Origin of the sequence: Bradyrhizobium sp. LTSP857 (genome assembly GCF_000938285.1) — a bacterium.
Taxonomy (GTDB): Bacteria; Pseudomonadota; Alphaproteobacteria; order Rhizobiales; family Xanthobacteraceae; genus Bradyrhizobium.
In genome coordinates, this window is the sequence record NZ_JYMS01000035.1 from 1 (window position 1) to 26,055 (window position 26,055).

General features: G+C 63.8%; 22 protein-coding genes. 5 read left to right on the forward strand and 17 right to left on the reverse strand.

The window, feature by feature from the left end:
- Window positions 1-30: 30 nt before the first annotated feature.
- Both UP06_RS22380 and UP06_RS22385 read right to left on the reverse strand, forming a co-directional pair.
- Window positions 31-1,029: an IS5 family transposase gene (locus tag UP06_RS22380; protein WP_044999899.1), complete on the reverse strand. Its 999-nt coding sequence runs from the start codon at window positions 1,027-1,029 to the stop codon at window positions 31-33.
- Window positions 1,030-1,259: 230 nt separating this feature from the next.
- A complete protein-coding gene (locus tag UP06_RS22385) occupies window positions 1,260-2,432 on the reverse strand; it encodes an ABC transporter substrate-binding protein (protein ID WP_045005824.1) in 1,173 nt (390 codons plus the stop codon).
- Between the two features lie 302 nt (window positions 2,433-2,734).
- Between UP06_RS22385 and UP06_RS22390 the strand changes: the two genes are divergently transcribed.
- On the forward strand, window positions 2,735-4,000 hold the full coding sequence (locus tag UP06_RS22390) for an NAD(P)/FAD-dependent oxidoreductase (RefSeq protein ID WP_045005825.1): 1,266 nt from the start codon (window positions 2,735-2,737) through the stop codon (window positions 3,998-4,000).
- A gap of 129 nt (window positions 4,001-4,129) precedes the next feature.
- On the opposite strand, the gene UP06_RS22395 is transcribed toward UP06_RS22390, so the two are convergent.
- Window positions 4,130-5,341, reverse strand: coding sequence for an ABC transporter substrate-binding protein (locus UP06_RS22395; protein ID WP_045005826.1), 1,212 nt, complete (start codon window positions 5,339-5,341; stop codon window positions 4,130-4,132).
- Window positions 5,342-5,351: 10 nt separating this feature from the next.
- Window positions 5,352-6,560: a cytochrome P450 gene (locus UP06_RS22400; protein WP_045005827.1), complete on the reverse strand. Its 1,209-nt coding sequence runs from the start codon at window positions 6,558-6,560 to the stop codon at window positions 5,352-5,354.
- A gap of 83 nt (window positions 6,561-6,643) precedes the next feature.
- On the opposite strand from UP06_RS22400, the gene UP06_RS22405 reads away from it, so the two are divergent.
- Entirely contained in the window at window positions 6,644-7,147 is a 504-nt protein-coding gene (locus tag UP06_RS22405) for a MarR family winged helix-turn-helix transcriptional regulator (RefSeq protein ID WP_045005828.1), read from the forward strand.
- 221 nt (window positions 7,148-7,368) lie between these two features.
- Here UP06_RS22405 and UP06_RS22410 read toward each other — a convergent pair whose 3' ends face one another.
- Window positions 7,369-9,219 (reverse strand): feruloyl-CoA synthase, encoded by a 1,851-nt coding sequence (locus UP06_RS22410; RefSeq protein WP_045005829.1) that lies wholly within the window; start codon window positions 9,217-9,219, stop codon window positions 7,369-7,371.
- A 154-nt stretch (window positions 9,220-9,373) separates the two neighbouring features.
- Between UP06_RS22410 and UP06_RS22415 the strand changes: the two genes are divergently transcribed.
- Together UP06_RS22415 and atzF are read left to right on the forward strand one after the other, a co-directional pair.
- Window positions 9,374-9,868 carry a MarR family winged helix-turn-helix transcriptional regulator gene (locus tag UP06_RS22415; RefSeq protein ID WP_045005830.1) on the forward strand — a complete coding sequence of 165 codons (495 nt, stop codon included), beginning with the start codon at window positions 9,374-9,376 and terminating at the stop codon, window positions 9,866-9,868.
- A 206-nt stretch (window positions 9,869-10,074) separates the two neighbouring features.
- Window positions 10,075-11,883, forward strand: a complete 1,809-nt coding sequence (gene atzF, locus UP06_RS22420; protein ID WP_156163154.1) for an allophanate hydrolase — start codon at window positions 10,075-10,077, stop codon at window positions 11,881-11,883.
- Between the two features lie 112 nt (window positions 11,884-11,995).
- Here atzF and UP06_RS22425 read toward each other — a convergent pair whose 3' ends face one another.
- From UP06_RS22425 to ugpB, 12 genes are all read right to left on the reverse strand, one after another.
- The gene (locus UP06_RS22425; protein ID WP_045005832.1) at window positions 11,996-12,718 is read right to left on the reverse strand and encodes a GntR family transcriptional regulator; all 723 of its coding nucleotides are present in this window, start codon (window positions 12,716-12,718) and stop codon (window positions 11,996-11,998) included.
- Between the two features lie 4 nt (window positions 12,719-12,722).
- Window positions 12,723-13,115 carry an oxalurate catabolism protein HpxZ gene (gene hpxZ, locus UP06_RS22430; RefSeq protein WP_045005833.1) on the reverse strand — a complete coding sequence of 131 codons (393 nt, stop codon included), beginning with the start codon at window positions 13,113-13,115 and terminating at the stop codon, window positions 12,723-12,725.
- Window positions 13,116-13,127: 12 nt separating this feature from the next.
- Window positions 13,128-14,525, reverse strand: coding sequence for an AtzE family amidohydrolase (locus UP06_RS22435; protein WP_045005834.1), 1,398 nt, complete (start codon window positions 14,523-14,525; stop codon window positions 13,128-13,130).
- 7 nt (window positions 14,526-14,532) lie between these two features.
- Complete coding sequence (locus UP06_RS22440; protein ID WP_045005835.1) at window positions 14,533-14,715, reverse strand: DUF4089 domain-containing protein; 183 nt, start codon at window positions 14,713-14,715, stop codon at window positions 14,533-14,535.
- Window positions 14,716-14,736: 21 nt separating this feature from the next.
- Window positions 14,737-16,467, reverse strand: a complete 1,731-nt coding sequence (locus UP06_RS22445; protein ID WP_045005836.1) for a dipeptide ABC transporter ATP-binding protein — start codon at window positions 16,465-16,467, stop codon at window positions 14,737-14,739.
- Window positions 16,468-16,708: 241 nt separating this feature from the next.
- Window positions 16,709-17,608 (reverse strand): ABC transporter permease, encoded by a 900-nt coding sequence (locus tag UP06_RS22450; RefSeq protein WP_045005837.1) that lies wholly within the window; start codon window positions 17,606-17,608, stop codon window positions 16,709-16,711.
- Between the two features lie 9 nt (window positions 17,609-17,617).
- A complete protein-coding gene (locus tag UP06_RS22455) occupies window positions 17,618-18,631 on the reverse strand; it encodes an ABC transporter permease (protein ID WP_045005838.1) in 1,014 nt (337 codons plus the stop codon).
- Window positions 18,632-18,828: 197 nt separating this feature from the next.
- Window positions 18,829-20,451 (reverse strand): ABC transporter substrate-binding protein, encoded by a 1,623-nt coding sequence (locus UP06_RS22460; RefSeq protein WP_045005839.1) that lies wholly within the window; start codon window positions 20,449-20,451, stop codon window positions 18,829-18,831.
- 467 nt (window positions 20,452-20,918) lie between these two features.
- Window positions 20,919-21,884 carry an aminoglycoside phosphotransferase family protein gene (locus UP06_RS22465; protein WP_045005840.1) on the reverse strand — a complete coding sequence of 322 codons (966 nt, stop codon included), beginning with the start codon at window positions 21,882-21,884 and terminating at the stop codon, window positions 20,919-20,921.
- Window positions 21,885-21,907: 23 nt separating this feature from the next.
- Window positions 21,908-22,174 carry a protealysin inhibitor emfourin gene (locus UP06_RS22470; RefSeq protein WP_045005841.1) on the reverse strand — a complete coding sequence of 89 codons (267 nt, stop codon included), beginning with the start codon at window positions 22,172-22,174 and terminating at the stop codon, window positions 21,908-21,910.
- A gap of 40 nt (window positions 22,175-22,214) precedes the next feature.
- The gene (locus tag UP06_RS42450) at window positions 22,215-23,246 is read right to left on the reverse strand and encodes a M4 family metallopeptidase (protein ID WP_045005842.1); all 1,032 of its coding nucleotides are present in this window, start codon (window positions 23,244-23,246) and stop codon (window positions 22,215-22,217) included.
- A gap of 233 nt (window positions 23,247-23,479) precedes the next feature.
- A complete protein-coding gene (gene ugpB, locus UP06_RS22480; protein WP_283806040.1) occupies window positions 23,480-24,805 on the reverse strand; it encodes a sn-glycerol-3-phosphate ABC transporter substrate-binding protein UgpB in 1,326 nt (441 codons plus the stop codon).
- A 202-nt stretch (window positions 24,806-25,007) separates the two neighbouring features.
- On the opposite strand from ugpB, the gene UP06_RS22485 reads away from it, so the two are divergent.
- Complete coding sequence (locus UP06_RS22485; protein ID WP_045005844.1) at window positions 25,008-26,003, forward strand: TRAP transporter substrate-binding protein; 996 nt, start codon at window positions 25,008-25,010, stop codon at window positions 26,001-26,003.
- Window positions 26,004-26,055 lie beyond the last annotated feature (52 nt).

Below are 26,055 nucleotides of genomic sequence, written 5' to 3' on the forward strand. Positions count from 1 at the left end.
TCATTTCATCCCCTGTTGTCCTCTGTTTTTTCATGCGGAGACGGACTCCTGGCGTTGTGCGGCCAATGCGCCGGCCGCACGCCGTAGGTTGTAGGCGCAGCAGGCCAGCACGATGTGCACCTGATTGCGCTCGAAGTTGAAGAAGCGCATCCGCCGGAGACCATAATGCTCCTTGAACACGGCGTACGGACGCTCGACGGCGGCGCGCACCTTGGCGATTAGTTTGTTGCGCAGCTTCTGCCGCGGCGGCAGTTCGGGATGATGCTTGTTGGGCCGATGCATCAGGCGGTCCTTGATGCCAGCTTCTTTAAGACGCGCGTGCCGGGCATGCGTGTAGTAGGCCTGATCGCCATAGACCGCGGCCTCATCGCCGCAGAACAGACGATCCGCTGGCTCGGTATCGGTGATTGAGGCGTCCGTCACATGGACGCGACGAATGAGGGTGTGACCTGCATCCACGCCCGTGTGGATTTTATAGCCGAACACGCTCTTTTTGCCTTTCCGGCCCCAGCGAGCATCGCGATCCGCAGATGGTTTGGGTGGCGTATCCTCGCCATCCTTGCGTGCCTTGCGGGGCGGAGTGGCTCGTGCCGCGATTAACGAGGCGTCGACCAGCGTTCCCTGCTTGAGGATCAGCTTCTTGGCCTCCAACTGCCGATTGATCTCAGTGAAGATCTTCTCGATCAGACCGTCCTTGGCGAGTTCCTGCCGAAACCGCCACAATGTCGTGTGATCCGGGGTCTGATCGTGCAGGCTCAGACCAACAAAGCGGCGGAACGACAACCGGTCTGCAATGGCCGCTTCCAGCGCGGGATCAGACAGATTGTGCCAGATCCCGGCGAGCAAGCAGCGAAGCAAGACTTCCGCCGGATAGCTGCTGTTGCCGGCACCATCGCCGCCCCGCTTGCCAAGCAGCGAGCGCAGCGGCGCCCAATCCACAACAGCCTCCACCTCATCCAGGATGCTGCTTCGCGGTGCCCGAACCAGGCCATCCGCCAAGCTCATCTGACCGACATTGCGCTCAACCATGGCTCCCCTCGCTAGAATCAGCCATGATTCAAAGAATCACGTGCAGCCGATTGTGCAAAGCCCTCCCTGTGGGAGAGGGTGGCTCGCCGCGAAGCGGCGAGACAGGTGAGGGGTCTCTCTCCGCGTACACACCTCTCGCAGAGAGTTCGCGGAGCCAACCCCTCATCCGGCGCTTCGCGCCACCTTCTCCCGCAAGGGGAGAAGGGGCAGCATGCATCGTGGCAATCAGCTCACTTCATCGTGCACTTGTCGTGAAAGCGATCCTGGTCGTTCTCAACGATCGTCGCGACCGTCTTCAACGCGAGCTGGCCTTCGTCGTCCTTGACCACGTCCTGGAGGTAGAAGCTCTGCACCGGGATGTGGTTGTTGCCGAACTTGAAGGGGCCGCGCAGCGACTTGATGTTGGCCTTTTCCATTTCGGCCTTCATCGCGTCCTTCTTGCTGGTGTCGCCCTTCACCGCGACCACCGCGCTGTTGATGAGCTGGGCCGCGTCATAGGCTTGCGCGCCGTAATAGGTCGGGCGGAGCCCGGTGTACTTCTTGCGATAGTCGGCGACGAAGCGCTTGTTCTGCTCGTTGGGGAGGTCATTGACCCATTCCTGCGCGCCGGGGACGCCGAGCGCGTTCTCCTTCTGGAGCGGCAGCGACAGCTCGTCGACGGTGAACGCCGTGTAGAGTGGCATCGTGCTCTTCAGGCCGGCCTGCGCATATTGGTTGAGGAACTGCACGCCGGCAGCACCGGGATAGAACACGAAGATCGACTCCGCGCCGGATGCGCGCGCCTTGGAGAGTTCGGCGGAGAAGTCGAGCTGGCTCGGCCAGACCGTGTATTCCTCGCCCTTGATCTCGCCCTTGAAGGTGCTCTTGACGCCCGCGAGCATGTCCTTGCCGGCGGCGTAGTTCGGGCCGATCAGGAAGACGCTCTTGACGCCCTTCTGGTTCATGTAGAGGCCCATCGCGGCCGGCGTCTGGTCGTTCTGCCAGGAGGTCGAGAACACGTAGGGCGAACAGAGATCGCCCGCGATCTGCGACGGGCCGGCATTGGCCGAGATCAGGAAGGTCTGCGAGTCCACCGCGGTCTTCAGCGAGGCCAGCAACACGTTCGACCAGATATAGCCGACGATGAAGTCGACCTTGTCGGACTGCACCAGCTTCTCGGTCTTCTGCTTGCCGACATCCGGCTTCTGCCCGTCGTCCTCGTAGATCACCTCGACCGGCTTGCCGTCCATCTTGCGGCCGATGTGGTCGAGCGCGAGCTCGAAGGAGTTGCGCATGTCGTTGCCGATCACGGCGGTCGGGCCGCTGAACGTCGAGACGAAACCGATCTTGATGGTGTCGCCGGCGAACGCCGGGCTTGCCAGCGCAAGCGCAGCCGCGCCCGCCAGCCAGAATGCTGTCCTCATAACCACTCCCCTCCTCATTTATTGACCCCGGGAACGAGGTGATCGCTGTCCCGGGTCTATCTCACTAGAGCGCGAAATCTGTCGAGCTGCCAATGGCTCAGCGCCCGTCCCTGCACCATATTTCGCCCCAATCGGGGATGGCAAGAAATATAATTCTACTCACTTCGACGAAGCCTGCGGCGCTTTTTCGCGGGGCGTACGATACGCCCCGCCTATTTCCCGATTGATGACGGCTATTGGACTGCGGCGCCTTAATCGGCACTTAAATGATAGAGCGAAGCAGCGAGATTCGAGGATGCATCATGGCCGCAACTCCCCATCGCGTCGTTATCGTCGGGGCCGGCTTCGGCGGGCTGGAGACGACCCACTGGCTCGCCGGCAGCCCGGTCGCGATCACGCTGATCGACCGCCGCAATCACCATCTGTTCCAGCCGCTGCTCTACCAGGTCGCGACCGCTTCGCTTGCGACCAGCGAGATCGCCTGGCCGATCCGCCATCTCATGCGCGACCGGCGCGAGGTGACGACACTGTTTGCGACGGTGAGCGGCGTCGACGCCGACAGGCGCACGGTGCTGCTCGATGACGGCAGCGAGGTGCCGTACGACACGCTGGTGCTCGCGACCGGCGCACGGCACGCCTATTTCGGCCATGACGAATGGGAGCAGTTCGCGCCCGGCCTGAAGACGCTGGAGGATGCGACCACACTGCGCCGCCACATCCTGGTGGCGTTCGAGCGCGCCGAGCGCGAGACCGATGCGGCCAAGCGCGCGGCGCGGATGACCTTCGTCATCGTCGGCGCCGGACCGACTGGGGTTGAACTTGCCGGCACCATCGCCGAGATGGCGCATGACACCCTGCCGGATGATTTCCGCAACATCGACACGACCAAGGCGCGCGTGGTGCTGATCGAGGCAGGACCGCGCGTGCTCGCGGGCTTTGCCGACGATCTCTCGGCCTATGCGCAGGCCTCTCTCGAGAAGATCGGTGTCGAGGTCGTGCTCGACCAGGCCGTCACCGAGATCGACCGCGACGGCGTTGTCTATGGTGGACAGCGGCTGAACGCGAAGACCATGATCTGGGCCGCCGGCGTGCGCGCCTCGCCCGCCGCCGAGTGGCTGGGCGCACCGGCCGATCGCGCCGGACGCGTGCAGGTCGAGGCCGACCTGACGATCCCCGGCCATCCCGAGATCTTTGCGGTCGGCGACACCGTCTTGATCAATGCCTGGGATGGCAAGCAGGTGCCCGGCATCGCGCCCGCTGCCAAGCAGCAGGGCCGGCATGTCGCCGAGACCATCAAGGCCCGCCTGCGGGGAGAGCCGACAGGCCCGTTCCGCTACAAACACTCCGGCAGCCTCGCCCAGATCGGCAAGCGCCTCGCAGTGATCGACTTCGGTCGCATCAAGCTGCGCGGCACGATCGCATGGTGGATCTGGGGCATCGCCCACATCTATTTCCTGATCGGCTTGCGCCACCGCCTCAGCGTCGCGCTGAGCTGGCTCTGGATCTACGGCCGCAACCAGCGCGCCGCGCGGCTGATCACGCAGGGAAGCAGCAAGGTGGTGGGGTGAGTCTCCTCTCGTTTCCCGGACGCGGCGCGGCATGAAATGACGCGACGCAGAGCCGGGACCCAGAATTGTGGGCCCCGGCTCTGCAGCGCAGCGCTACGCGCCGCACTGCGTCCGGGGCACGAGACTGCGCTATTTCACCAACGCACACCCACCCTCCGCCAACGGCCGAAACGCTTGATCAGCAGGAATGGTCGAAACCAGCTTGTAATAGTCGTACGGATATTTCGACTCCTCCGGCTTCTTCACCTCGAACAGATACATCGGATGCACGACACGGCCATCCTGGCGGATTGCGGTGTCGCCGAACAATTTGTCCTTGCCTTTGAACTTCTTCATCTCCGGCACGACGTCCTTCGCGTTGTCGCTGCCGGTCGTGGCCACCGCGTTTAGAAAAGCGAGCGTCGAAGCATAGACGCCGGCCTGGTTGCCGCTCGGCATCTTGCCGTTCATGCCGGGCCGCGCGGCAAATCGCTTGGCAAACGCGCGGGTGTCATCGTTCATGTCCCAGTAGAAGGCTTCCATGAGCTGGAGACCTTGCGCGACCTTGATGCCCATGCCGTGGACGTCATTGATGAAGAGCAGGAAGGCAACGAGCTTTTGCCCGCCCTGCTGGATGCCGAACTCGGCCGCCTGCTTCACCGCGTTGATGGTGTCGCCGCCCGCATTCGCGAGGCCGATCACCTGCGCTTTCGAGCCCTGCGCCTGCAACAGGAACGAGGCGAAATCGGAGGTGCCGAGCGGATGTTTGCTGGAGCCGAGCACCTTGCCGCCATGCCCCTCGATGTACTTCTGCGCCTCCGCCTCGATGCCCTTGCCCAGCGCATAATCGACCGTGAGGAAATACCAGTCCTTGCCGCCGCGCGACATCATCGCGGCCGCCGTGGTGTTGCCGGTCGCCCAGGCGTCGTTGACCCATTGAATGGTATTGGGCGAGCAGGCCTTGCCGGTGAGATCGGAGCTGGCCGTCGACGATGCCAGGAACGTCATGCGGCTATCGCGCAGAAGCGTGTTGATGGAGAGGCCTACCGCCGAATTCGGCACGTCGACGATGGCGTCGACGCCCTCGACATCGAGCCATTTGCGCGCGATGGCATTGCCGACATCGGCCTTGTTCTGGTGGTCGGCATAGACGATCTCGACCTTGATCCCCTTGCCGCCACCGTTGAAGTCTTCCGCCGCCATGCGCGCGGCTTCGACCGAGCCCATTCCATTGGTGTCCTGGAAGATGCCGGAGATGTCGTTGAGCACGCCGACCCGCACGACATTGTCCGAGATTTCGGCGCTCGCCGCACCGCTCACGAGGCTTGCGGCCAATGCGAGCGTCCACTTCAGATGTTTCATGATGTCCCCCTTAAGCCGGCGTGATAGTGACCGGCAGGCTATCGAGCCCACGCAGCGTGTTGTTGAAGCGGCGGCGCGGCTCGCCGGTGATCTCGATCGTTGCGACACGACGCGCCAACGCGGCGAGCATCGTCTCGCCTTCAAGGCGCGCCACGAGCTGACCGACGCACATGTGAATGCCCGAGCCGTAGCCGACATGGCCGGAGGTGCGACGGGTGATGTCGTAGCTGTCGGGCTTGTCCCACCGGCGCGGATCGCGATTGGCTGCGGCAAGGAACATCAGGACCTTTTCGCCCTCGCCGATGCTCGCGCCGGAGAGTTCGACATCACGCGTCGTGGTGCGAAAGAAGGTCTGCACCGGGCTCTCGAACCGCACCGCTTCCTCGAAAGCGTTGCGCGCCAGGGTGAGATCGTTGCGCAAGCGTTGCCACTGCTGCGGGAAGCGCGCGAGGCAATAGACGGCCGCACCGATGCCATTGACGGTAGTATCGAGGCCGGCGGAGAGCAGCGAGCGCACCAATAGCGGCGCCTCAGCGGCTGTAATCGCACCCTCGTCGACATGGGCATGGATGCAGGCGCCGATGCCGCCGGGCGTGAGATGATCGCGCTGGCACTGCGCGGTAACATAGGCCTGGTGCGGCGCCGAGCGCGCGATCGCCTCCTGGCGCAACTCGTTCGGCGGGCCGAAGGCGTTGAACACCAGGCTCGCATAAGGAATGAGGTGATCGCGGCCCTCCGGCTTCAGTCCGAGCGCATCGGGGAAGATCGACAGCGGATAGGCTTCTGCGAGATCCGTGATCGCATCGAAGCTACGCTTCTCCAGCAGCACATGGACCCGCTCTTCCGCCGCCGCGGCAAAGCGGTCGCGCAACTGCTTCATCACGGTCGGCGACAGCACTTTTGACAGCACGGCGCGGGTACGTGCGTGCTCGGGTGGATCGGCCTCCAGGATCAGGCTCGGCGGCCGCCACGGCGCCTCCTTCTTGAAGTCACCGAGGCCGACGCCGCGGCTGGAGCAGAAGGTCGCGGGATCGTTCAGCACCGCATGCACTTCGGCATGGCGCGCCACACCATAGACGTTCCATTTGTCGAGATAGACCACCGGGCCCGCCTCGCGCAGCAACTCATGCGTCGGATAGGGATCGGCGAAGAAATTCATCGCGAAGGGATCGACGTCCAGATGCGGGACGCCGGTGACAGGGGAGCCGGGTGCACTCATTGAAGTCCTCCCTCATTTTGATCTTGTGAAAGGGCAGCGCTTGCCCTTAGGTCTGCGGGCACGCCGCGATTAAGAAGCCCGATATGCCGCCTTCGACCAAATCCCGCCAAAAACCTGCGACCGCTGAGACGGGACCGACGCTCGATCTCGATCGCTACGTCCCGGCCTTCATCACCTTCATCGCCAACAAGCTCTCGAACAGCGCGACCGCGTTCTATCAACGGCAGTTCGGCGTCAACGTCACGGAATGGCGGATCATGTCGCTGCTGGCGATCGAGCCCGGCATTCCCGCCTCGCGCATCTGCCACGTCATCGGCTTCGACAAAGGCCCGGTGAGCCGCACGCTTGCCGGTCTGGAGAAGCGTGGACAAGTCTCGATCCGCACCGATCCGAACGACGGCCGCACCCATTCGATCTCGCTGACGGCGCGCGGCCGCGCCACTCATGACAAGGTGATCGTCGCGGCCTTCGAGCGCGAGCGGCGCCTGTTGTCGTGCCTGAGCAAGGACGAGCGCGAGGTGCTGATCGATCTGTTGCGCCGGCTGCACGAAAATCTCGGCGCGGTGACGGGCGGCACCGACACCTGACGGATGGCGCGTTGGGCACGATCCTCTGTCGTTCTCTGGCGCACGCCGGCATTTGCCCACGGCACTAGTCCTGCCGAGCATCGTTCCCTCCACGATCAAACGCGGCGGTTCCCCCGCCGTCATCCTTGTCCGGAACGGTTCGCATAAATTAGTTGCTTAAGCAACAAAATAATCGGAATGCGGGCGATACGGCAGAAGTGCTGGCCTAACAACGCGATCGGCTACAGACCGATCCACTCGCTCGACGCATCATCATTCAACCGCAGCACCGCATCCGCACGTCGCGTCAGCACGGCGCGCTGATTGCTGTAGCCCTTGTCAGTGATCTCGCCGCCGTCGACCGACGGCGGCTCGGCAAGCAACAGCGCACGCGTCGCGTGGCCGGAGGAATTGGCGCCCTGCTGCTTCAATTTCGCGAGGCCCTGCGCGATCGCGATCCGAACCTTGTCGTGACCAAGCACGTCCGTCACATCAGCCGTCTCAGGCAGGCCGGCATGGGCGCGGCACGCCGCGATGTTCGGGAAGACCAGGAAGCGCACCTCGTCGCTGCCATGGCCGGTCACCACAATATCCTGCGCGAGCGGTGCCAGTGCGGTGATGCCGGCGACGCGCAGCGTGCCGACGCTGACCCAAGTGCCGGAATTGAGCTTGAAATCCTCCGCGACGCGGCCGTCGAAGAACAGGCCGCGCTCGGGCCGCCCGACATCGGCGAATTTCACGGCATCACCGATGAGGTAGAAACCCTCTTCGTCAAAGGCGTGCTTGGTCAGTTCCGGCGCCTTCCAATAACCGGGCGTAACGTTGGGGCCGCGCACGCGCACCTCGAGCTTGTCGCCCGAACTGACGAGCTTCAGTTCAGTACCGGGAATGGGCACGCCGATATTGCCGGAGCGTTCGGCAAGGAAATGGCAGTCGGTTGCCAGCGGCGAGGTCTCGGTCGAGCCCCAGGCCGAGACCATCGGCAGCGGCCGGCCGACAGTCTCGACGGACAACTGCTCGAGCGCATCCCAGAGATTCTGCGGCAACGCGGCGCCGGCATAGAAGGCGAATTTCACCTCTCCGAAGAAGCGTCGGCGCAATTCCTCGTCGCCGCGCAGCGCCGCGATCAGCATGTCGAAGCCGCGCGGCACGTTGAAATAGACCGTCGGCATTACGCTTTTGAGGTTTGCGAGCGAGGTCGCAAACAGGCCGGGGGCAGGCTTGCCGCCGTCGATATAGAGCGAGCCGCCGTTGCGCAGCACGAGGTTGAAATTGTGGTTGGCGCCAAATGTGTGGCTCCAGGGCAGCCAATCGAGAATGACGAGATCGTCGCGAGCCTGATCGAGGAAGGTCCACGTCTGCGCCTTGGCTTGCTGGCTCGAGGTCAGCATGCGCTGGGTGTTGATCACGGCTTTCGGCGTGCCGGTCGAGCCCGAGGTGAACAGGAATTTTGCAATCGTGTCCGGCGTCACCGTGGCGAAGGCTTTCGCGACGCCGGGAGTTTCGGTCGTTGCTGCGATCGTGCGGAAGGCAAGCGCGTCGGCATCATCCGTATTGCCGCTGATGATCTGCGCATCGTGCCGCGGTTTGATCGCAGCGAGCGCCGCCGCAAATGGCTTGGTTGCCGAGACGTAGATCGCACCTGGCCCGAGCAGCGCGATCATGCTTTTCAGCTTGTCGAAATCCCTGGACATCAGCGAGTAAGCCGGCGAGATCGCGGCCGAGGGCACGCCGACATGCTGGGCGGCGAGCGCGAGCAGCGCATGGTCGATGCTGTTGTCGGAGAGGATGACGAGCGGACGCTCGGCACTCAGGCCTTGCGCCAGGATCCATGATGCCGCCGCGCGCACCTGCCGCAAGGCCTGCGCGTAGGTGACGGTAGTCCAGGACGCGTCGACATTGCCGCGCTCAGCCAGGAAGATTTTGTCCGGCGCCTGCCGCGCCCATTGCTCCAGCCAGTCGCCGACGCAACGTGCGCTGGCGCGCAAGGGGTCGGGCGAACACAGCACGATGCTGCCGTCGGCGCGATGCTCGGCGACGGTCTTTGGCGTTGCGAACAGGCTTGCAGCGTCACCGCGTGCGGCGGTTGTCATCGGTTTCCTCCTCGCCCGGACATCCGGATTCGGCCGCAGCCTCGTTCCGGGCTGCTTTGGTCATAATGTTGGGCGGGGCGATTGTTGTCGTCAACAACAATCTTCCGTCCGGCCGGTGAAGCGGCTACAAGGATCACATGGCAGGAGACGCGACGTGACAGCCACCGCAGCCCGAACTCCCCCGCGCAAGCGCACCACCAACGGCGCGGCACGGCAACACGATGCGGACGAGATCGGGCTCGACGCACTGGTCGGGCACGCCGGCTACGCGGTGCGGCGCTTCCAGATCTGGATCTTCCAGGACTTCATCAAGACGCTGGGCGACGTCGACATCCGGCCGACGCAATATTCGGTGCTGACGGTGATCGGCGCCAATCCCGGCCTTTCGCAGATGGCAGTGGCCAAGCGCCTCGGCATCGAGCGCGCCCGGCTGGTGCATCTGCTCGACAGCCTGGAGCAGCGCAAACTCGTGAAGCGGATCAAGTCGAAGACGGACCGGCGCTCGCATGCGCTGCACCTCACCGCGCAGGGCGAGACGGCGCTGGCGAAGTTCAAGCGGCTCGCTGACGAGCACGAGCGGCATGTCGAGGCGAAGATCGGCAAGGCGAACAGGGAGCGGCTGCTTCAGATCCTCGCTGGCTTCACCTGATCCCGACTGCCTATGATTTATGCAGATGCCCGTTATGGGGCGCTGGCCCGACGGCCCCCTAGATCACCGAAATATCCCCCAAGCCACTGATCCCACGATAATATCCGAGGCATCCGCCCTGCCCGGTTTCTGTACACAATGGCACATCGCTTGCTTCAAACCGGGTGAGGACAAGTTGCCGGAGTTTTGTCGCCATGAAGGCTGAAATGGGGGCTGAGCAGCCTGAAACGATCGCCGCGATTGTGGCCGCGCATCGCGCGGGCACGGTCACGCCGGCGCAGACGATCGCGCGAACCTATCAGCGCATCCGCGACCATAACGATCCCGCCGTGTTCATCAGCCTGCGCGACGAAAAGGATGCGATCGCCGAAGCCGAGAAGCTCGCCGCGCGCACGGAGGCCGCCTGCCTGCCGCTCTATGGCATCCCGGTCGCGGTGAAGGACAATATCGACGCACTTGGCTTTCCGACCACGGCAGCCTGCCCAGCCTTCTCCTACACGCCGGCGCACGACTCTACCGCGGTGCAACGCCTACGCGCCGCCGGCGCCATCATCATCGGCAAGACCAATCTCGACCAGTTCGCAACCGGCCTCGTCGGCGTGCGTTCGCCTTACGGCATTCCCAAGAATTCGCTCCGCGAGGATCTCATTCCTGGTGGCTCGAGCTCGGGTTCGGCGACGGCGGTTGGAGCAGGGCTCGTGCCGCTGTCGCTCGGCACCGACACCGCGGGCAGCGGCCGCGTGCCCGCGATGCTCAACAACATCGTCGGGCTGAAGCCGAGCCTCGGCATGATCTCGACCGCGGGCCTCGTGCCGGCCTGCCGCACGCTCGACTGCATCTCGGTATTTGCTTTGACGGTCGACGACGCAACACTCGCACTGTCCGTGATGGCCGGCCCCGACCAGGCCGATCCGTTCTCGCGCGACCGGCCGCTCGGCGCGATCACGCCGTTCCCCGCGAAAATCCGCCTCGGTGTGCCGCGCAACGGGCAGTTGATCTTCTTCGGCGACAAGAAATCGGAAGCGGCTTACGGCGAGGCGCTGAAGCGCTGGACCACGCTTGGCGCTGAGCTGGTCGAGTTCGATCTCGAGCCGTTCTACGAGACGGCGCGGCTGCTCTATGAGGGCCCGTGGGTTGCGGAACGCTATCTCGTGATCCGCAATCTGCTCGCGTCCGCACCGGACTCGATCCATCCGGTGACGCGCGAGATCACGGCGGCCGGCGCGCGGCTGACAGCGGCGGAAACCTTCTCCGCGCTCTACCGCTTGCAAGGTCTGCGCAAGATCGTCGAACGTACCTTTACCAATATCGATGTGCTGGTACTGCCGACGGCGCCGACGGCGTATACGACCGCGCAGGTGCTGGCCAACCCGATCGAGCTCAACAGCCGGCTCGGCACTTATACCAACTTTGTGAATCTGCTCGATCTCTGCGGTCTCGCGCTACCGGCTGCGATGCGCGCCGACGGCATTCCATTCGGCATCACACTGCTCGCACCCACCGGCCACGATGCGCTGCTCGCGAGCATCGGCCGCGTTTTCCATTCGGACACGAAGCTGACCGTTGGCGCCAAGGGCGTGGCGCAAGCGCCGCTCGCGCCTCTGCCGGCAAGCAGCAGCGACGAAATCCCGATCGCGGTGGTCGGCGCGCATCTCTCCGGCATGGCGCTGAACGGCGAGTTGAAGGCGCTGAACGGGAAGCTAATCGAAGCGACCAAGACCGCGCCGGACTACAAGCTCTATGCGCTCCAGACCACACCGCCGAAGCCCGGCATGCTGCGCGTCGAAGCGGGCAAAGGCGCGTCGATCGAGCTCGAGATCTGGTCGCTGTCGTCGTCGGCTTTCGGCAAGTTCGTCAATGCGATTCCCGCGCCGATGGCGATCGGCACCGTGAAGCTCGCGGACGGCAGAAGCGTAAAGGGTTTTCTCGTCGAACCGGAGGTGCTGGGCGAAGCGCACGACATTACCGACTATGGCGGTTGGCGCGCGTATATGAAGGAAGCCGCGACGACATAGGTACCGTAGGGTGGGCAAAGCGAAGCGTGCCCACCAATTCCAACATCGTCGCGGAGAGATGGTGGGCACGGCGCTTTGCGCCTTTGCCTACCCTACGGCACCGAGTGCGCGCCTACACCGACACCGCGTAGATCTCATATTCCCCGCGCACCAGCTCGATATGCGCGCGCATCGCGGCCGCTGCGCCCAGCTTGTCACCGCGCATGATGGCGACGACGACGCGGTCGTGCTCGGCTTGCGATTTGGCGAGACGGCCGAGATTGCGGAACTGGGCGCGGCGAAACGGCTGCACCCGCACGCGGGTCGCAAGCGTGATCTCGGCGATGTAGCCGTTCTGCGAGCCGGCATAGATCGCGTTGTGAAAGCGCTCGTTGACCTCATGGAAGCGATCGGGATTTCCGGCGTAGCTCAGCACCCGTAGCTCTTCGTGGACGGCTTCCAGGCCGTGGCGCTCAGTGGCGGTCATGCGCTCGGCAGCGAGGCCGGCGCACATCGCCTCGAGCTCCGCCATCGCCTCGAACATGCTCGTCAGCCGCTCGAATGAGGGCTGCGCCACCACTGCGCCGCGATGGGCGCGCGATTCGACCAGGCCGCTCGCGACGAGCTGGCGCAGCGCCTCGCGCACCGGTGTGCGCGACACATTGAAGCGCCGCGCAATGTCAGTCTCGTCGAGCGGCGCGCCGGGGGCCAGGGCGCCCCGCACGATCTCGTCCGCAAGCTGAAGACGCAGTTCCTCGGCGCGCGTGACCTTCTGCACTGACGGCAGTGCGCGGTCGACGCGCGGCACCACCGGCTCGGCCGGCAGTGTTCCCTGCGGAAGATCGTCAAGCGTCATACGATCAGGTCTCTTTCGACTCGTCGATGATGCTGACATGGGCGGCGGCGACGCGCCAGCCCTCCGGGAAGCGAATCCAGGTCTGCATCTGCCGGCCGACCCTGCCGGGAGCCGTGTCGCGATAGAACAGAGTGGAGGCCACGGCCGTATCGCGACCGTAGCTGGTGATCACGGTCTTGGCGGTGCGGCGATTGAGGCCCACCGGCGAGCGGCCGGCCCGGAAGCCCGAGATCGCCTCATAGCCATAGAGGTTCTCGCCGATGCCGTAGCGCAGCGTGCGGGGATCGTTGCGGAAGAGCTCGCCGAGCACTGCGACGTCGTTGGTGATCAGCGCCTGCTCATAACGATCGAACGCGGCTTTGACTTCCGCGATCACGTCGGGGAGATCGATCTCCATCTCAAAATCCTCTCAAAGTCCCCTTGGCGCGGGCGCGGCGGCGACACCCATTTTTTCCAACGCGTAGGCGACGCGCAGCGCGATGTCCTCGCGCCAGGGCGCGGCGATGATCTGCACGCCGATCGGCAGCGGCTCGAGCGGCACCGGGACTGCGACCACGGGCAAGCCAATGAACGAGATCGGCTGGGTGTGGATGCCGATATTGGCGCGCACCGGCAGCTCGACGCCGTCGAGATTGAAGGTGACCTGGCCGAGTTTTGGCGCGGTGCAGGGCGTTGCTGGCGCGATCAGCACATCGACCGATTTGAAGATCTCGGCAAACTGCGCGCGATACCAGCGGCGGAATTTCTGCGCGCGGTCGACCAGCGGCGCCGGCACCATGGCGCCGGCGATCAACCGGTCGCGCACGGCGGGGTCAAAATCGTTCGGGCGCTTGCGTAGGCGATCGAGATGCAGCGAGGCGCCTTCGGTGGTGCTGATGACGTAAGCGGCTGCACGGGCGCGCGCGGCTTCCGGCACATCAACAATCCGCGTCGCGCCAAGCGCCTTGGCGACACGGCTGACGGCTTCGACAGCTTCCGGAAACACGTTGTTCTGGAAGTAGCCTCCGGCGATCGCGATGCGCAGGTCCGAGACCGGATTGGCGAGCAGCGGCGTCGTCGGTTCGAGACCGCGCGTGGTGGTGCAGGCGGCATCCTCAGAGTCCGGCCCCTGCATCGCGTCGTAGGCGAGCGCGAGATCGGTGACGGAGCGTGCGAACGGACCGAGATGATCGAAGCTCGCGACGAACGGGAACGAGCGCGCGCGCGACAGCCGGCCATAGGTCGGCTTCAGGCCGAAGATGCCGCAGAAGGAGGACGGCACGCGGATCGAACCATTGGTGTCTGATCCCAGCGCGATCGGCACCAGCGCGCCACCAACTGCGCTACCAGAACCGCCGGACGAGCCGCCGCTCATCCGCGTCGTGTCATGCGGATTGCGCGAGGGGCCGTCATGAACGTTCTCACCTGTGAAGTCATAGGCGTATTCGCCCATGTTGAGCGCGCCGACCAGCACGGCGCCAGCCGCTTCCATGCGTTCAATCAAAGTGGCGTCGCGCTTGGCCGGCGCGCGATCGCGGTTGATCTTCGAGCCCGCGCGGGTCGAAAGGCCCGCGACATCGAACAGGTTCTTCACCGCGAAAGGGACGCCGGCGAGCGGGCCGACCTTCTTGCCGGCCGCGATGTCGGCATCGATCGCGCGCGCTTTGGCACGGGCGCGATCGGCGGTGACGTCGGTGAAGGAGTTGAGGACGGTGTCGTGCTGCTTGATCCGTGCGAGCGCGGCTTCAGTGGCATCGAGTGCGGACAATTGACCGCCCGCCACCGCTTTCGCAATGTCGGCAGCCGTCATCTCTGGCTTGGTGGTCATGGCGGCGTCAGACGCTGAACACGGGCGCCGGCTCGGTCTCGTCCGGCAGCGCGAATTCGTCGACCAGGCGGGCGAGCCGCAGCGAGACTTCGAGGTTGGCGCGAATAGTCGACCTCCAGGCGTCCTCGACCGGCAGCGCCAGCGCTTTGGAAACGGCGTCGATGTAGTCGTCCAATGGTTCGGCGGCCATCACTCTCTCGAACTATGCGTCTCAGTGAACCGGTAGCGGCGGATGCGGAATCGCCGTCAACAGCTCCTTGGTGTAGTCGTCCTGCGGATCGCTCAAAACCCTCTCGGAGGACCCCTCCTCCACGATTCGACCCGACCGCATGACAATGACACGATCGCACAACAAGCGCACTACGTTCAAATCATGCGAGACGAACAGATAACTCATACCTAGCCGTGCCTTGAGGTCCTGGAGCAGGTTCAGGACCACGGCCTGGACCGAGACGTCCAGCGCCGCCGTCGGCTCATCCAGGATGACGAGCTTGGGGTGCAGGGCGATGGCGCGGGCGATACCGACGCGGGCCTTCTGGCCGCCGGACAATTGGTGTGGGAAGCGATCCAGCAGGTTGAGCGGCAGGCCGACCATGGTCGCCAGCTCCTCGCAGCGGGTGCGCAGCGCGTCGCGGCCTTTGACGTCGCCGAGCTGCATGATCGGGTCGGCAATGGCGCGCACGGCGGTGAAGCGCGGGTTGAGGCTGTCGGTCGGGTCCTGGAACACCATCTGGATGCGGCTGCGCTGCGGCAGCCGGGCAAACGAGGCAGGCTGAATGGCGCCGATATCCTCGCCGTCGAACTGGATCAGGCCCGAGGTCTGGTCAAGCAGCCGCATCACCATCATCGACGTGGTCGATTTGCCGCAGCCGGATTCGCCGACCAGGCCAACGCTCTCGCCATGGCCGATCGAGAAGCTGATGCCGTCGACGGCGCGGAACACGTCCGGCTCGACCGGCGGCTTGCGGCCGAACAATTTGCCGAGCGTCGCGGTCGCGCCCTGGCGGGGATATTCCTTGACCAGTTTTTCGATGAGGAGCAGGGGCTTTTGGCCTGCCGCAGCGGTCGGAGCGGATTCCACGGTCGCTGCGCTCGCGGCAGCGGCGGCTGCGCCCTCCTCCTCCGGCAACAGATCCCGCAACGACACGCCGAGCCGCGGTGTCGCGCGCATCAGCTTCTTCGTATAGGGATGCTGCGGGTTGGCGAAGATATCGGCGGCCTTGGCGGTCTCGACCACGCGGCCCTTCTCCATCACGACGACACGGTCGCAATAGGCAGCCGCCAGGCCGAGATCGTGCGTGATCAGGATGGTCGACATCGCCTTGCGCTTGGTCAGCTCGACGATGAGATCCATCACCGCCTTCTGGGTGGTGACGTCGAGACCCGTGGTCGGCTCGTCCGCGATCAGCAGTTGCGGATTGCAGGCGAGCGCGAGCGCGATGACGACGCGCTGGCACATGCCGCCGGAGAGCTCGAACGGATAGGCATGGTAGCGCTCGCGCGGGCGGGCGATCTTGACCTGCTCCAGCGCCTCGATCGCCTTTTCGCCGTGGTCCGAAACCATGGCTTGCTGCACATGGGTGCGCAACACGTCCTCGATCTGGTCGCCGACCTTGCGGATCGGATTGAGCGCGGCGCGCGGATTCTGGAAGATCATCGAGACTTCGCGGCCGCGCAGATCGCGCATCTGGTCCTCGGTCGCGGCCTTGACGTCGATGCCGGAGAACATCACCGAGCCCTCGGCGATCTTGCCGGCGCGATCGAGGATGCGCATCACCGCGTAGGATGTCACTGACTTGCCGGAGCCGGACTCGCCGACGATGGCGAGCGTCTCGCCCTTGGCGACGGAGATGTTGACGTGCTGCACCGCCTTGACGATGCCGCGGCGGGTGTTGAATTCGACGGTGAGGTCCTGGACGTCGAGCAGGGGCTGGGCGGTCACGACTGCCTCCGGTCCACTAAAAACGTCGAAAACAACCCCATGCACAGTAGAATGGCACTGGAATCATTGAGGAATTTCTGCGGGTGTGAGGCGGGCACCGCTCTCTCGTTCCCTCCCCCCTTGCGGGGGAGGGGCAGGGAGAGGGGTAGCCACGAACACAGACCTCGCCCGGGGCTACCCCTCTCCCCTACCCTCCCCCGCAAGGGGGGAGGGAGCGCAGCTGCGAGCTTGGAAACAATCATCACGTCCTCCGCTGCGGGTCGACGATGTCGCGGAGGCCGTCGCCGAGGAGGTTGAAACAGAACACGGCGATCATCAAAGCGAGGCCCGGGAACAGCGCGATCCACCATTCGCCGGACACCATGAAGCCCGCGCCTTCGGCGACCATGATGCCCCATTCGGCGGTCGGCGGGCGGACGCCGAGACCGATGAAGGAGAGGCCCGCGGCGTTGAGGATGGCGTAGCCCATGGTCAGCGACATCTGCACGATCATGATCGGCATGATGTTCGGCAAAATGTGCACCAGCAGGATGCGGAATTCGCCGTTGCCGGACAGGCGCGCGGCCTGCACGAAGCCGGCGTTGCGGCGGACATTGGCCTCGGCGCGCGCGACGCGGGCATAGAGTGGGAAGTTGACGATGGCCGTGGCCAAAATGATGTTCTGCACGGTGTTGCCGAGCGCGGCGACGATGCCCATCGCCAGCACGAACAGCGGAAACGCCATGATGGTGTCGGCGATGCGGCCGACGATGCGGTCGGTCCAGCCGCCGAAATACCCGGCGGCGAGACCGGCGAGGCCACCCATCAAAAACACCAGCACGACGGAAGCGACCGCGATGAAGGTATCGAGCCGAGTCGCCACGACGACGCGGCTGAAGATATCGCGGCCCAATTGGTCGGTGCCGAACCAGTGCGCGGCCGAGGGCGGCTTCAGCGACGCGGCAGTGTCGGACGCCAGCGGATCATAGGGCACCACATAGGGACCGAAGATCGCGGCGGCGAGAATCAGGACCAGCAGGCCGAAGGCAAAGCCCGTGACCTTGTTCTCACCGAGAACGTAACGGGTCTGTTCGATGATCGCGACCAGCCCCGACGTGCGGGCGGGACCGGCGGGTTCAACAGCAGGTGCAACGGAGCTCATCTTTCACCCCTAGCCTTCAAGCCGCACGCGTGGATCAATCACGCCATAGAGAATGTCGATCACGAGATTCAAAAGCACGTACATCACCGCCATGGTCAGCACGAAACCCTGCACCGGCGCGAAATCCGACGAGATCAGCGCTTCCACCGCGTAGGAGCCGATGCCGGGCCAGGCGAACACCTTCTCCACCAGCACGTTGGCACCGAGCAGGAAGGAGAACACCATGCTGAGCGTGGTGATGACCGGGAGCATCGCATTGCGGAAGGCGTAGGTGACGATCACGGTCGCCGGCGACAAGCCGCTGGCGCGCGCGGTGCGCACGAACTCCGACGACAGCACCGCCAGCATCGAAGCGCGCGTCATGCGCGCGATCGGCGCCAGTGAGAAGATGGCCAGTGTCGCCGCCGGCAAGATGAGCTGGCTCAGCGCCGAGCGAAACGCCTCGAAGTCGCGCGCGATCAGCGTGTCGATCAGATAGAAGCCGGTAATTGTCGTCGGCGCGCTATAGAAAACGTCGAGACGGCCGAGCGGCGCGGGCGACCAGCCGAGCTGGAAATAGAACACGTAGACCAGCACCAGGCCGGTGAAGAACACCGGCAGCGACACGCCGGCCGTCGTCGTCACCCGACAGAGATGATCGACCCATGACCCCGGCCGCGTCGCCGCCAGCACGCCGAGTGGAATGGCGATCACGATCGAGACGATGAGGCCGATCAGGGTCAGTTCAGCGGAGGCCGGCAGTCGGTTGCGGATTTCGGCCGCGACCGGCTGGCCGGTGGTGAGCGAGTTGCCGAAATCGCCATGGGCGAGATCGTTGGTATAGCGGAAGAACTGCTCGATCAGCGGCTTGTCGAGGCCGAGCTTCTTGCGGATCTGCTCGACGGCTTCTTTCGTTGCGGCGGGACCGGCGAAGTAGGCCGCGGGATCACCGGGCAGTGCGCGCGTCAGCAGGAAGGTGACGATGACGACCCCGATCAGCGACGGAATCGCGAACATCAGGCGCTTGCCGATCATGGTCAGCATGACGACCTCCTCGTGCGCTGTGGTTGGAAACGGAAATGCGCCACTCGCTCCGCTGCGTTCCCTCCCCCCTTGCGGGGGAGGGCTAGGGAGAGGGGTGGCCCCAAGCGAGGTCGGAGTTCGTGGCTACCCCTCTCCCCGACCCTCCCCCGCAAGGGGGGAGGGAGCTTGAAGAGCGTGCTCACCTCACTCATGACGCCTCACCCCTTCGCCATCGCGCGATAATCCAGCCTGCGGTGGAACCAGTATTCGTAACCGCTGATGTTCTTCTGCATCGCGACGTTGACGAAGGGCTGATACAGCGGAATGCGCGGGACGTCGGCGTAGGCGAGATCGACAAAACCCTTCACGTCGGTGTCGTAGGTCGCGATGTCGCCGGTCGCCGCCGCGTTGCGCGCGCCGTCGATCAGCTTGTCCATCTCCGCCGACTTGTAGCTCATGGTGTTGAAGACGGAATTGTTGCCGTGATAGCACCAGTAGAAGAAGTATTCGGGGTAATCGAGCCAGCCCGAGAACACGTTGGTGAAGAGCGGCATCTCCTTCTTGTTCAACTCGGTGCGCCAGTTGGCGCCGGGCACCTTGTTGATCGTGGTCTTGATGCCGATCTGGCCGAGTGATTCCTGCACCAGCACGCAAAGCGGCTCATTGACGCCGGCAAAATTGAGGTCGAAGGAGATCGTGGTCTCGAAACCGTTGGCGTAGCCGGCCTCGGCCATGAGCGCTTTCGCCTTCTCCATGTCGGTGTTGTATTTGTGCTGCTGCGGCCAGGCCACTTCGGTCGGCTTATCCTTCGCGGCACCGAACATCGGGTTCGCCAGCCCGAACATCACCGCGTCCATGATCTTCTGATACGGCAGCGCGTATGCGACTGCCTGACGTACCTTGAGATTGTCGAACGGCGCCTTGGTGACGTTCATGCCGATATACTGGATGCCGTTGGAGAACGGCAGCGACACCACGTTGAGCTTGCCGCTCGCCTTCATCTCCTGGAAATCCTTGAACGGCAGTTCGTAGGAGATGTCTGCGTCACCGCGCTCCAGCAGCGCGCGGCGGTTGCCGGCCTGCGGCACCATGCGCCAGATCACGCGCTTGATCTTCGGCAAGGGGCCACCGACCCAATCGTCGTTGCGCTCCATCACCACTTCAGTGCCGGCGGTCCACTTCGTCACCTTGTAGGCGCCGGAGCCCGCGGTCTGCTGCTTGGTGTATTCGAGGCCCCACGGGTCCTTTTCGCTGGAATTCTTCTTCACGAGTTCGGAATTGATGACGCAAGGCACGATCACGGCGAGGTCGGGAATCGTCAGCCGATCCTTCTTTGCGAAATCGACCCGGACGGTGCCGTCGTCGACCACGACGAACTGCTCGGGCTTTGTCAGCGAGCCCGCGCTCATCTGGAAGGTCGGGAAGCCACCGACGGTGACGGCGCGATCAAGCGACCACTTCACGTCTTTCGCTGTGACCGGCGTGCCGTCGTGGAATTTGGCGTTCTTCTTCAGCTTGAAGGTGACCGACATGTCGTCGATCTTCATGTCGTCGGCGAGTTCGCCCTTGAACTTGTCGCGGTCGTAATAGGGCACCCCGCCGGGGCCGCTCTTCATCTCATGGCTGATCAGGCGGTCGTAGCAATTCCAGGACACTTCATAGCCGGGCACGTTGGTGCCGACGCCGTGGATGTCGAGATTGTTGGGGCCGCCTTCGGAGACGATCAGCAGCGTCTCGGAGCGCGCATCGGCCTTGGCCGAGGAGATCACCGACGGCACGGCCGGAAGCGCCGCGCCAGCGGCCAATCCGGAGACGGATTTGAGGAAATCGCGGCGTTTCATGAAACGGCTCCAACTCAAAAAGTTTCTGGTTGGAACTGGATTCGCAAGGTTCGTGCCAAAGCTTAACGGGGCTTTACACTTCACCTAATTGATTGATTCCTTGATATAAATTACGATCGAATGTGCCAAACATCGACGCTCACGACTTGTGCATTGCATACAAAGACGCGTCTATGCTCATTAAATAGACTGAATTTCCTCTCGGCCTATTTGGTGGGCGACCCCGCTGACATCGCAATCCGTTCGGTGTCGTCCTGGCGACGGACGACGAACTGAGTTTGTGATGCGACCATTCCGGCATTCAGGTGTCGTCCCGGCGAAGGCCGGGACCCATACCGCGTGATCTATCGGTCAACGCAGGCGGCTGTACCACGGGAAGGACTAGTCACTGCTAGTCTCCGCCAAACTCTTCCCTGGGGTTATGGGTCCCGGCCTTCGCCGGGACGACGGTAGAGATCGGGGCGAGGTCACTCCGCCCAGATCAAATCCTGAAGTTCGACGAGATCGTCCACCCTCTCCTGCCAGCCCTCGATACAGATGTGGCTGTTGAGGTCGCTGGCGTGGTGCAGCAGCATCAGGGCCATCAGGCGCCGCTTGAGTGCGTAGTCGGGCCTGGCATAGCCAAATCCTCCGAGCAGGCTGCGCACCCGGCCTGACGAGCCCGCCGCCATGAAGGCGCTGGGGCCGAGCAGATCGTAGTCGCGCCATCCAGTCCGCACATCGCCGAAGTCGAACAGGCCGGCGAGCGACCAGTCGCCACCGTGACAGGCGAGCAGGAAATTTTCGGGGATGTATTCGCCGATCAGGATCACCGGCGGCGCATCCATCGGGATGAGCTCGGCTGCGTCACGCAGGAGATCGTCGAGACCGGCGAGAAACTTTGGCGCAAGGCCGAGACGTTCGTGCCGTGCGCGACAGCCCTGCATCTGCGCGCGCATGAACGCATCCCAGCGCGGCTCGATCTGCGCAAGCGGGCCGAGCGGCGCGCGTTGCACGGCCGCGATGGTTTCGCCGATCTGGCGCAGCACGCGCTCCTTCTGCGCTTCCGGCAGTTGTGGCCAGACCTCCGAGCCGAGCGTGCCGGCAAGGCGTGTGATGATGAGATAAGGCCAGCCGTCGCGCTCGCCTTCGGCGACGATCTCCGGAATCGGCAGATGGAGGCGGCCGGCCAACTGCGTCAGCGAACCGCGCTCGGAGACGAATTGTGCGCGCAGCAGCGGCGGAAAAATCTTCAGGATCAGCTTCTCGCCGAAGCCTGCGACGAGATTGGTGCCGGTCGCAAACACATGCGCGCGGCCATCGACACCGTGGCTGCGCGCGATATCGATTGCGATCGGCAGCCAGCGCGACGGGTCGGCGCGCAGGGTGCGGTAGGCGTCCAGATGCGTCGATGCCGACAGCCCGAACGAATCCGGCGACTGCGCCTTGCTCATCAGATCACCGACCCCGCCCGCACTTATTCCAGCACATCCTTGACGCTGTTCTTGATGGTCGCGGGAACGGCATGCTCGGGAATTTCGATGGTGCGGGCGCCACGCGTGATCCGGTAACTGAACGCGTCGGCCTGACCTGGATGTGTCGCCGGGACTTTGTTCGGATCGGCAAACAGCGACTCCACCGTTTTTTGATCGGCGGGCGACAAATCCGACAGCGCCAGTTCGCCGCGGCTCTTGAGGTGAGGGCCGCCGAAGCCGGCGACCCCTCCGACGCGCTCGATCTTCAAACGATCCACGCTTTCACCCTTTCGCGGCGTGCTGCACCGGTTACAGCCCCACTTTCGTCCACCCCGCATTGACGGCAGCGGAGACAGCGGGCGCGTTCGGATACATTGTATGCGCCACCTGACGGGTCCGGGCGGCAAATGCCTTCATCGTCATGTTCGGCGTCGGGCCGAAGCCCGTCAGCGAACGATACCACACTTGCCCGATCTGGGCCCAACTATTACCGCCGAGCGTCACGCAAGCCGTGCAGAAAGCAAGATTCGGCGGCCCGCTTGCATAGTGCGGATCCATGCCCGGCGTGACTTGCGAATATTTGGTCGGTTGCGGCGCCAGGCAGTGCTTGGCTGCGGGATCGGCCATATCGCGCAGGCAGGTGAACCCCTTCTTCTTCGAGGCAGCCCCCATGATATCGCGCCCAATCAGCCAGTCCGCCTTCTTGACGTTCTGCTTGGCTTCCCATTGCCGGAACATCGAGCCGAAGCAATCCGAGATGCTCTCGTTCAGGCCCCCGGCATCGCCGCTATAGACGAGTTGCAGACTGTGCTGGGTCACGCCATGGGTCAGCTCATGACCGATGACGTCGTTGCCCCGGGTGAAATCGACGAAGATGCTGCCGTCACCGTCGCCATAGAGCATTTGCGACCCGTTCCACATCGCGTTGTTGTATTTCTCGCCGAAGTGAACCGACGACATCATGGTCATGCCGTGATCGTCGATCGAATTCCGGTTGAAGACCTCCTTGTAGAACTTTGCCACTTTGCTGGTCTGGTTGAAGGAGCGTTTGACGGAGCCGTCCGACGACGTCTTCGGCTTCGAGACATGCGTACCCGGCAGTGTTTGCGTGTGCTTGCAGTCGTAGACCGTGACTGATGGTGCTGCGGCAAGCGTGACCAACCCATCGGCACGCGTCGCAGCGACGCTCGTGAACTTCGCGGCCTGTGTCCGCAATTCGCGCAGTTCGTGACTGATCTGGACCGTGTCGACCATCCGCTTGCGGACCGAGGCAGAGAGCTTCTTGTCCTGGGAGAGCCTGGTCAGAATGTCATTCGGGATGATGAAACATGAGCAGGGCATTTATAGCCTCCAATTCGATTTTCTACGAAAATGAAAGGATGAAACGACTGCAAGATCATCGCTGCCGAACTGGCGGCGACAAGCGTTGCCGCCAGTTCGGGCGACATGCTTTCGAGACTATTGCAGGCGCACGGCCCGTTGCGTGTGAACTCGCACACATATTTCAGGTTGTGTGGCGGCCGATTGACTTCGCCGGTGAACGGGCATCACGCCTCGGGCGCGACAAACCGCCGCTACCTATCCGGGCTGGCGCGCTCGAACTGGCGCAACAGTTTGTTGCCGCGTTCGACCGCCGAATCGAGCGCTCCTTGCGCGCCCTTGTGGCCGGCAAAGGCCTGCTCCAGCTCGTCCTCGATCACGCCACGGATCAGCACGAAGGAGCCGAGCCGGATGCCCTTCGAATTCTCCGTTGGCGGATGCAGCGTAATCTCCTCGAACGAGATCGCCGAGCCCGGATTGCGCTCGTAAAAACCCTGCGCACGCGTCAGCTCGAAGGCAGCACGGGTGATCGGCAGATAGCCGGTGTTCTGGTGCCAGGCGGCCTGCACGCCGGGCTGCGACAGATAGGCGAAGAACCGCGCCACGCCCTTGTACTCCTCGCGCGGGCGGTCGCGCAGCACCCACAGCGTGGCGCCACCGATCAACGAGTTCTGCGGTGCGCCCTTTACGTCGGGCCAGTACGGCATCATGCCGTAGCCGATCTCGAATTTCGAATTCGCCTTGATGTCGGCGCGGGTTGCGGAAGACCCGATGAAGATGCCGCATTCGCCGTTCTGGAAGCGCGGCTCGGCCGACTGCCCGCGGCCGCTATAGTCGAACAGTTTTGTCTTTTGCCATTCGGCGAGCTGGGCGATGTGCTTGACCACGACCGGATTGTTGATGGTCAACTCCGCGTCGAGCCCGGCAAAGCCGTTGGCGCGGGTCGCAAGCGGCAGATTGTGGTAGGCCGAAAGATTCTCGACATGGATCCAGGACGGCCACGACGTGGTGAAGCCGCACGCGACACCATGGTCGCGCAGGCGTTTTGCCACGGTGCCAAGCTCGGGCCAGGTCTTCGGCGGCGTTTCCGGATCGAGACCGGCGTCGCGGAACATGGTCTTGTTGTAATAGAGAATCGGCGTCGACGAATTGAACGGGAACGACAAGAGATTGCCGGCCGCGTCGGTGTAATAGCCGGAGATCGCGGGAAGGTAATCGTTGAGCGAGAACGGCTCGCCCATGTCCCGCATCATGCTGTACACCGGATAGATCGCGCCCTTGGCCGCGGTCATGGTGGCGGTGGCGACCTCGTTGACTTGGACGATCGCGGGCTGGCTGCGCGAGCGGAAGGCGAAGATCGCAGCCGTCACCGTCTCGGTGTAGCTGCCCTTATAAGTTGGAACGATGCGATAATCCGACTGCGAGGCGTTGAAGTCGGAGGTGAGCTTCTCGAGCTGCTTGCCAAGCTCGCCCGACATGGCGTGCCACAGCGCGATGTCGGTGGCGGCGCGTGCCTCGCAGCTCAATGCGAGGGCCATTGAGACGGCGACGATTTGCAAAAGGCGCAATGCTGAAGTCACGATGGCACTTCCAGGTCGTGCGGCAAAAGGCGACCGCACCCTGCTTAAGGCGCGGCACCTGCGGTTTCAACCGGGAATGAGGGCCAGTCGCGCCGCACAAGCGCGCGAAGGGACGGGGGCGGGATGGCCTTCCCTTTACCATCTGCTAGATTGCATTGAACCTTTTGCTCCCGCCATAGACTCCATCTCCGAGGGGTTGAGTGTGCCAGTGCCAAACCGTGCCGAACTCTCACGGACCGGGGTGATTTTCGTCGCGCTTCTGCTCGCCATCTGCGCGACGGGCGCCGCTGCGCGTGAATTCCGCGCCGCCGACACCCAGACCGAGGATTACCCGACCGTCCAGGCGTTGCGCTACATGGGCGCGCTGATCGCCGAGCGCACCGGCGGCCGCCATGAGATCAAAGTGTTTCACTCCCGCCAGCTCGGCGAGGAGAAGGAGACGATCGAACAGACCCGCGCCGGCGCGATCGACCTCAACCGGACCAATGTGGCGCTGATCGGCAATTTCGTTCCGGCGATGAACGTGCTGGCCATGCCGTTCCTGTTCCGGTCCATCGAGCACATGCAGAAGGTGCTGGACGGGCCGATCGGCAGCGAGATCCTCGGCAGCTTCGAGCCTTACGGCTTTGTCGGGCTCGCCTTCTACGATTCCGGCGCCCGCTCGATCTACAACGGCGTCCGGCCCGTGAAGAGCGTCGCCGACCTCAAAGGCCTGCGGATCCGGGTGCAGCAATCGGAGTTGATGAGCGAGATGGTCCGCGCGCTCGGCGCCGAGCCGGTCGAGCTGCCCTATGGGCAGGTGCTCACGGGGCTTGCGACCCATCTGATCGACGGCGCCGAAAACAACTGGCCATCTTTCGTGACGACAGACCATTACAAATACGCCGGCTACCTTGCGCTGACCGAGCACACGATGAGCCCGGAGGTGCTGGTGATCTCGCTCAAGGCCTGGCGCAGCCTGTCTGCCGAGGACCAGCAGATCTTCAGGGAGGCCGCGGCGCGCTCAAGCAATTTCATGCGCGAGAAGTGGCGCGACCTCGAGGAGCAATCGCAGCTCAAGGCCGAGGCCGCGGGTGTCACCATCGTCAGGGATATCGACCGCAAGCCGTTCGAGGACGCGATGGCTCCGATCTACGCCAAGGCCGCGCGCGATCCCGCCGCGGCTGCACTGATCGAACGCATTCGCAAGGTGGAGTGAAGCTGCTTGGCTGCACCCGGACACAGCGAGCACGCAGACAGGCCGCCCGGCC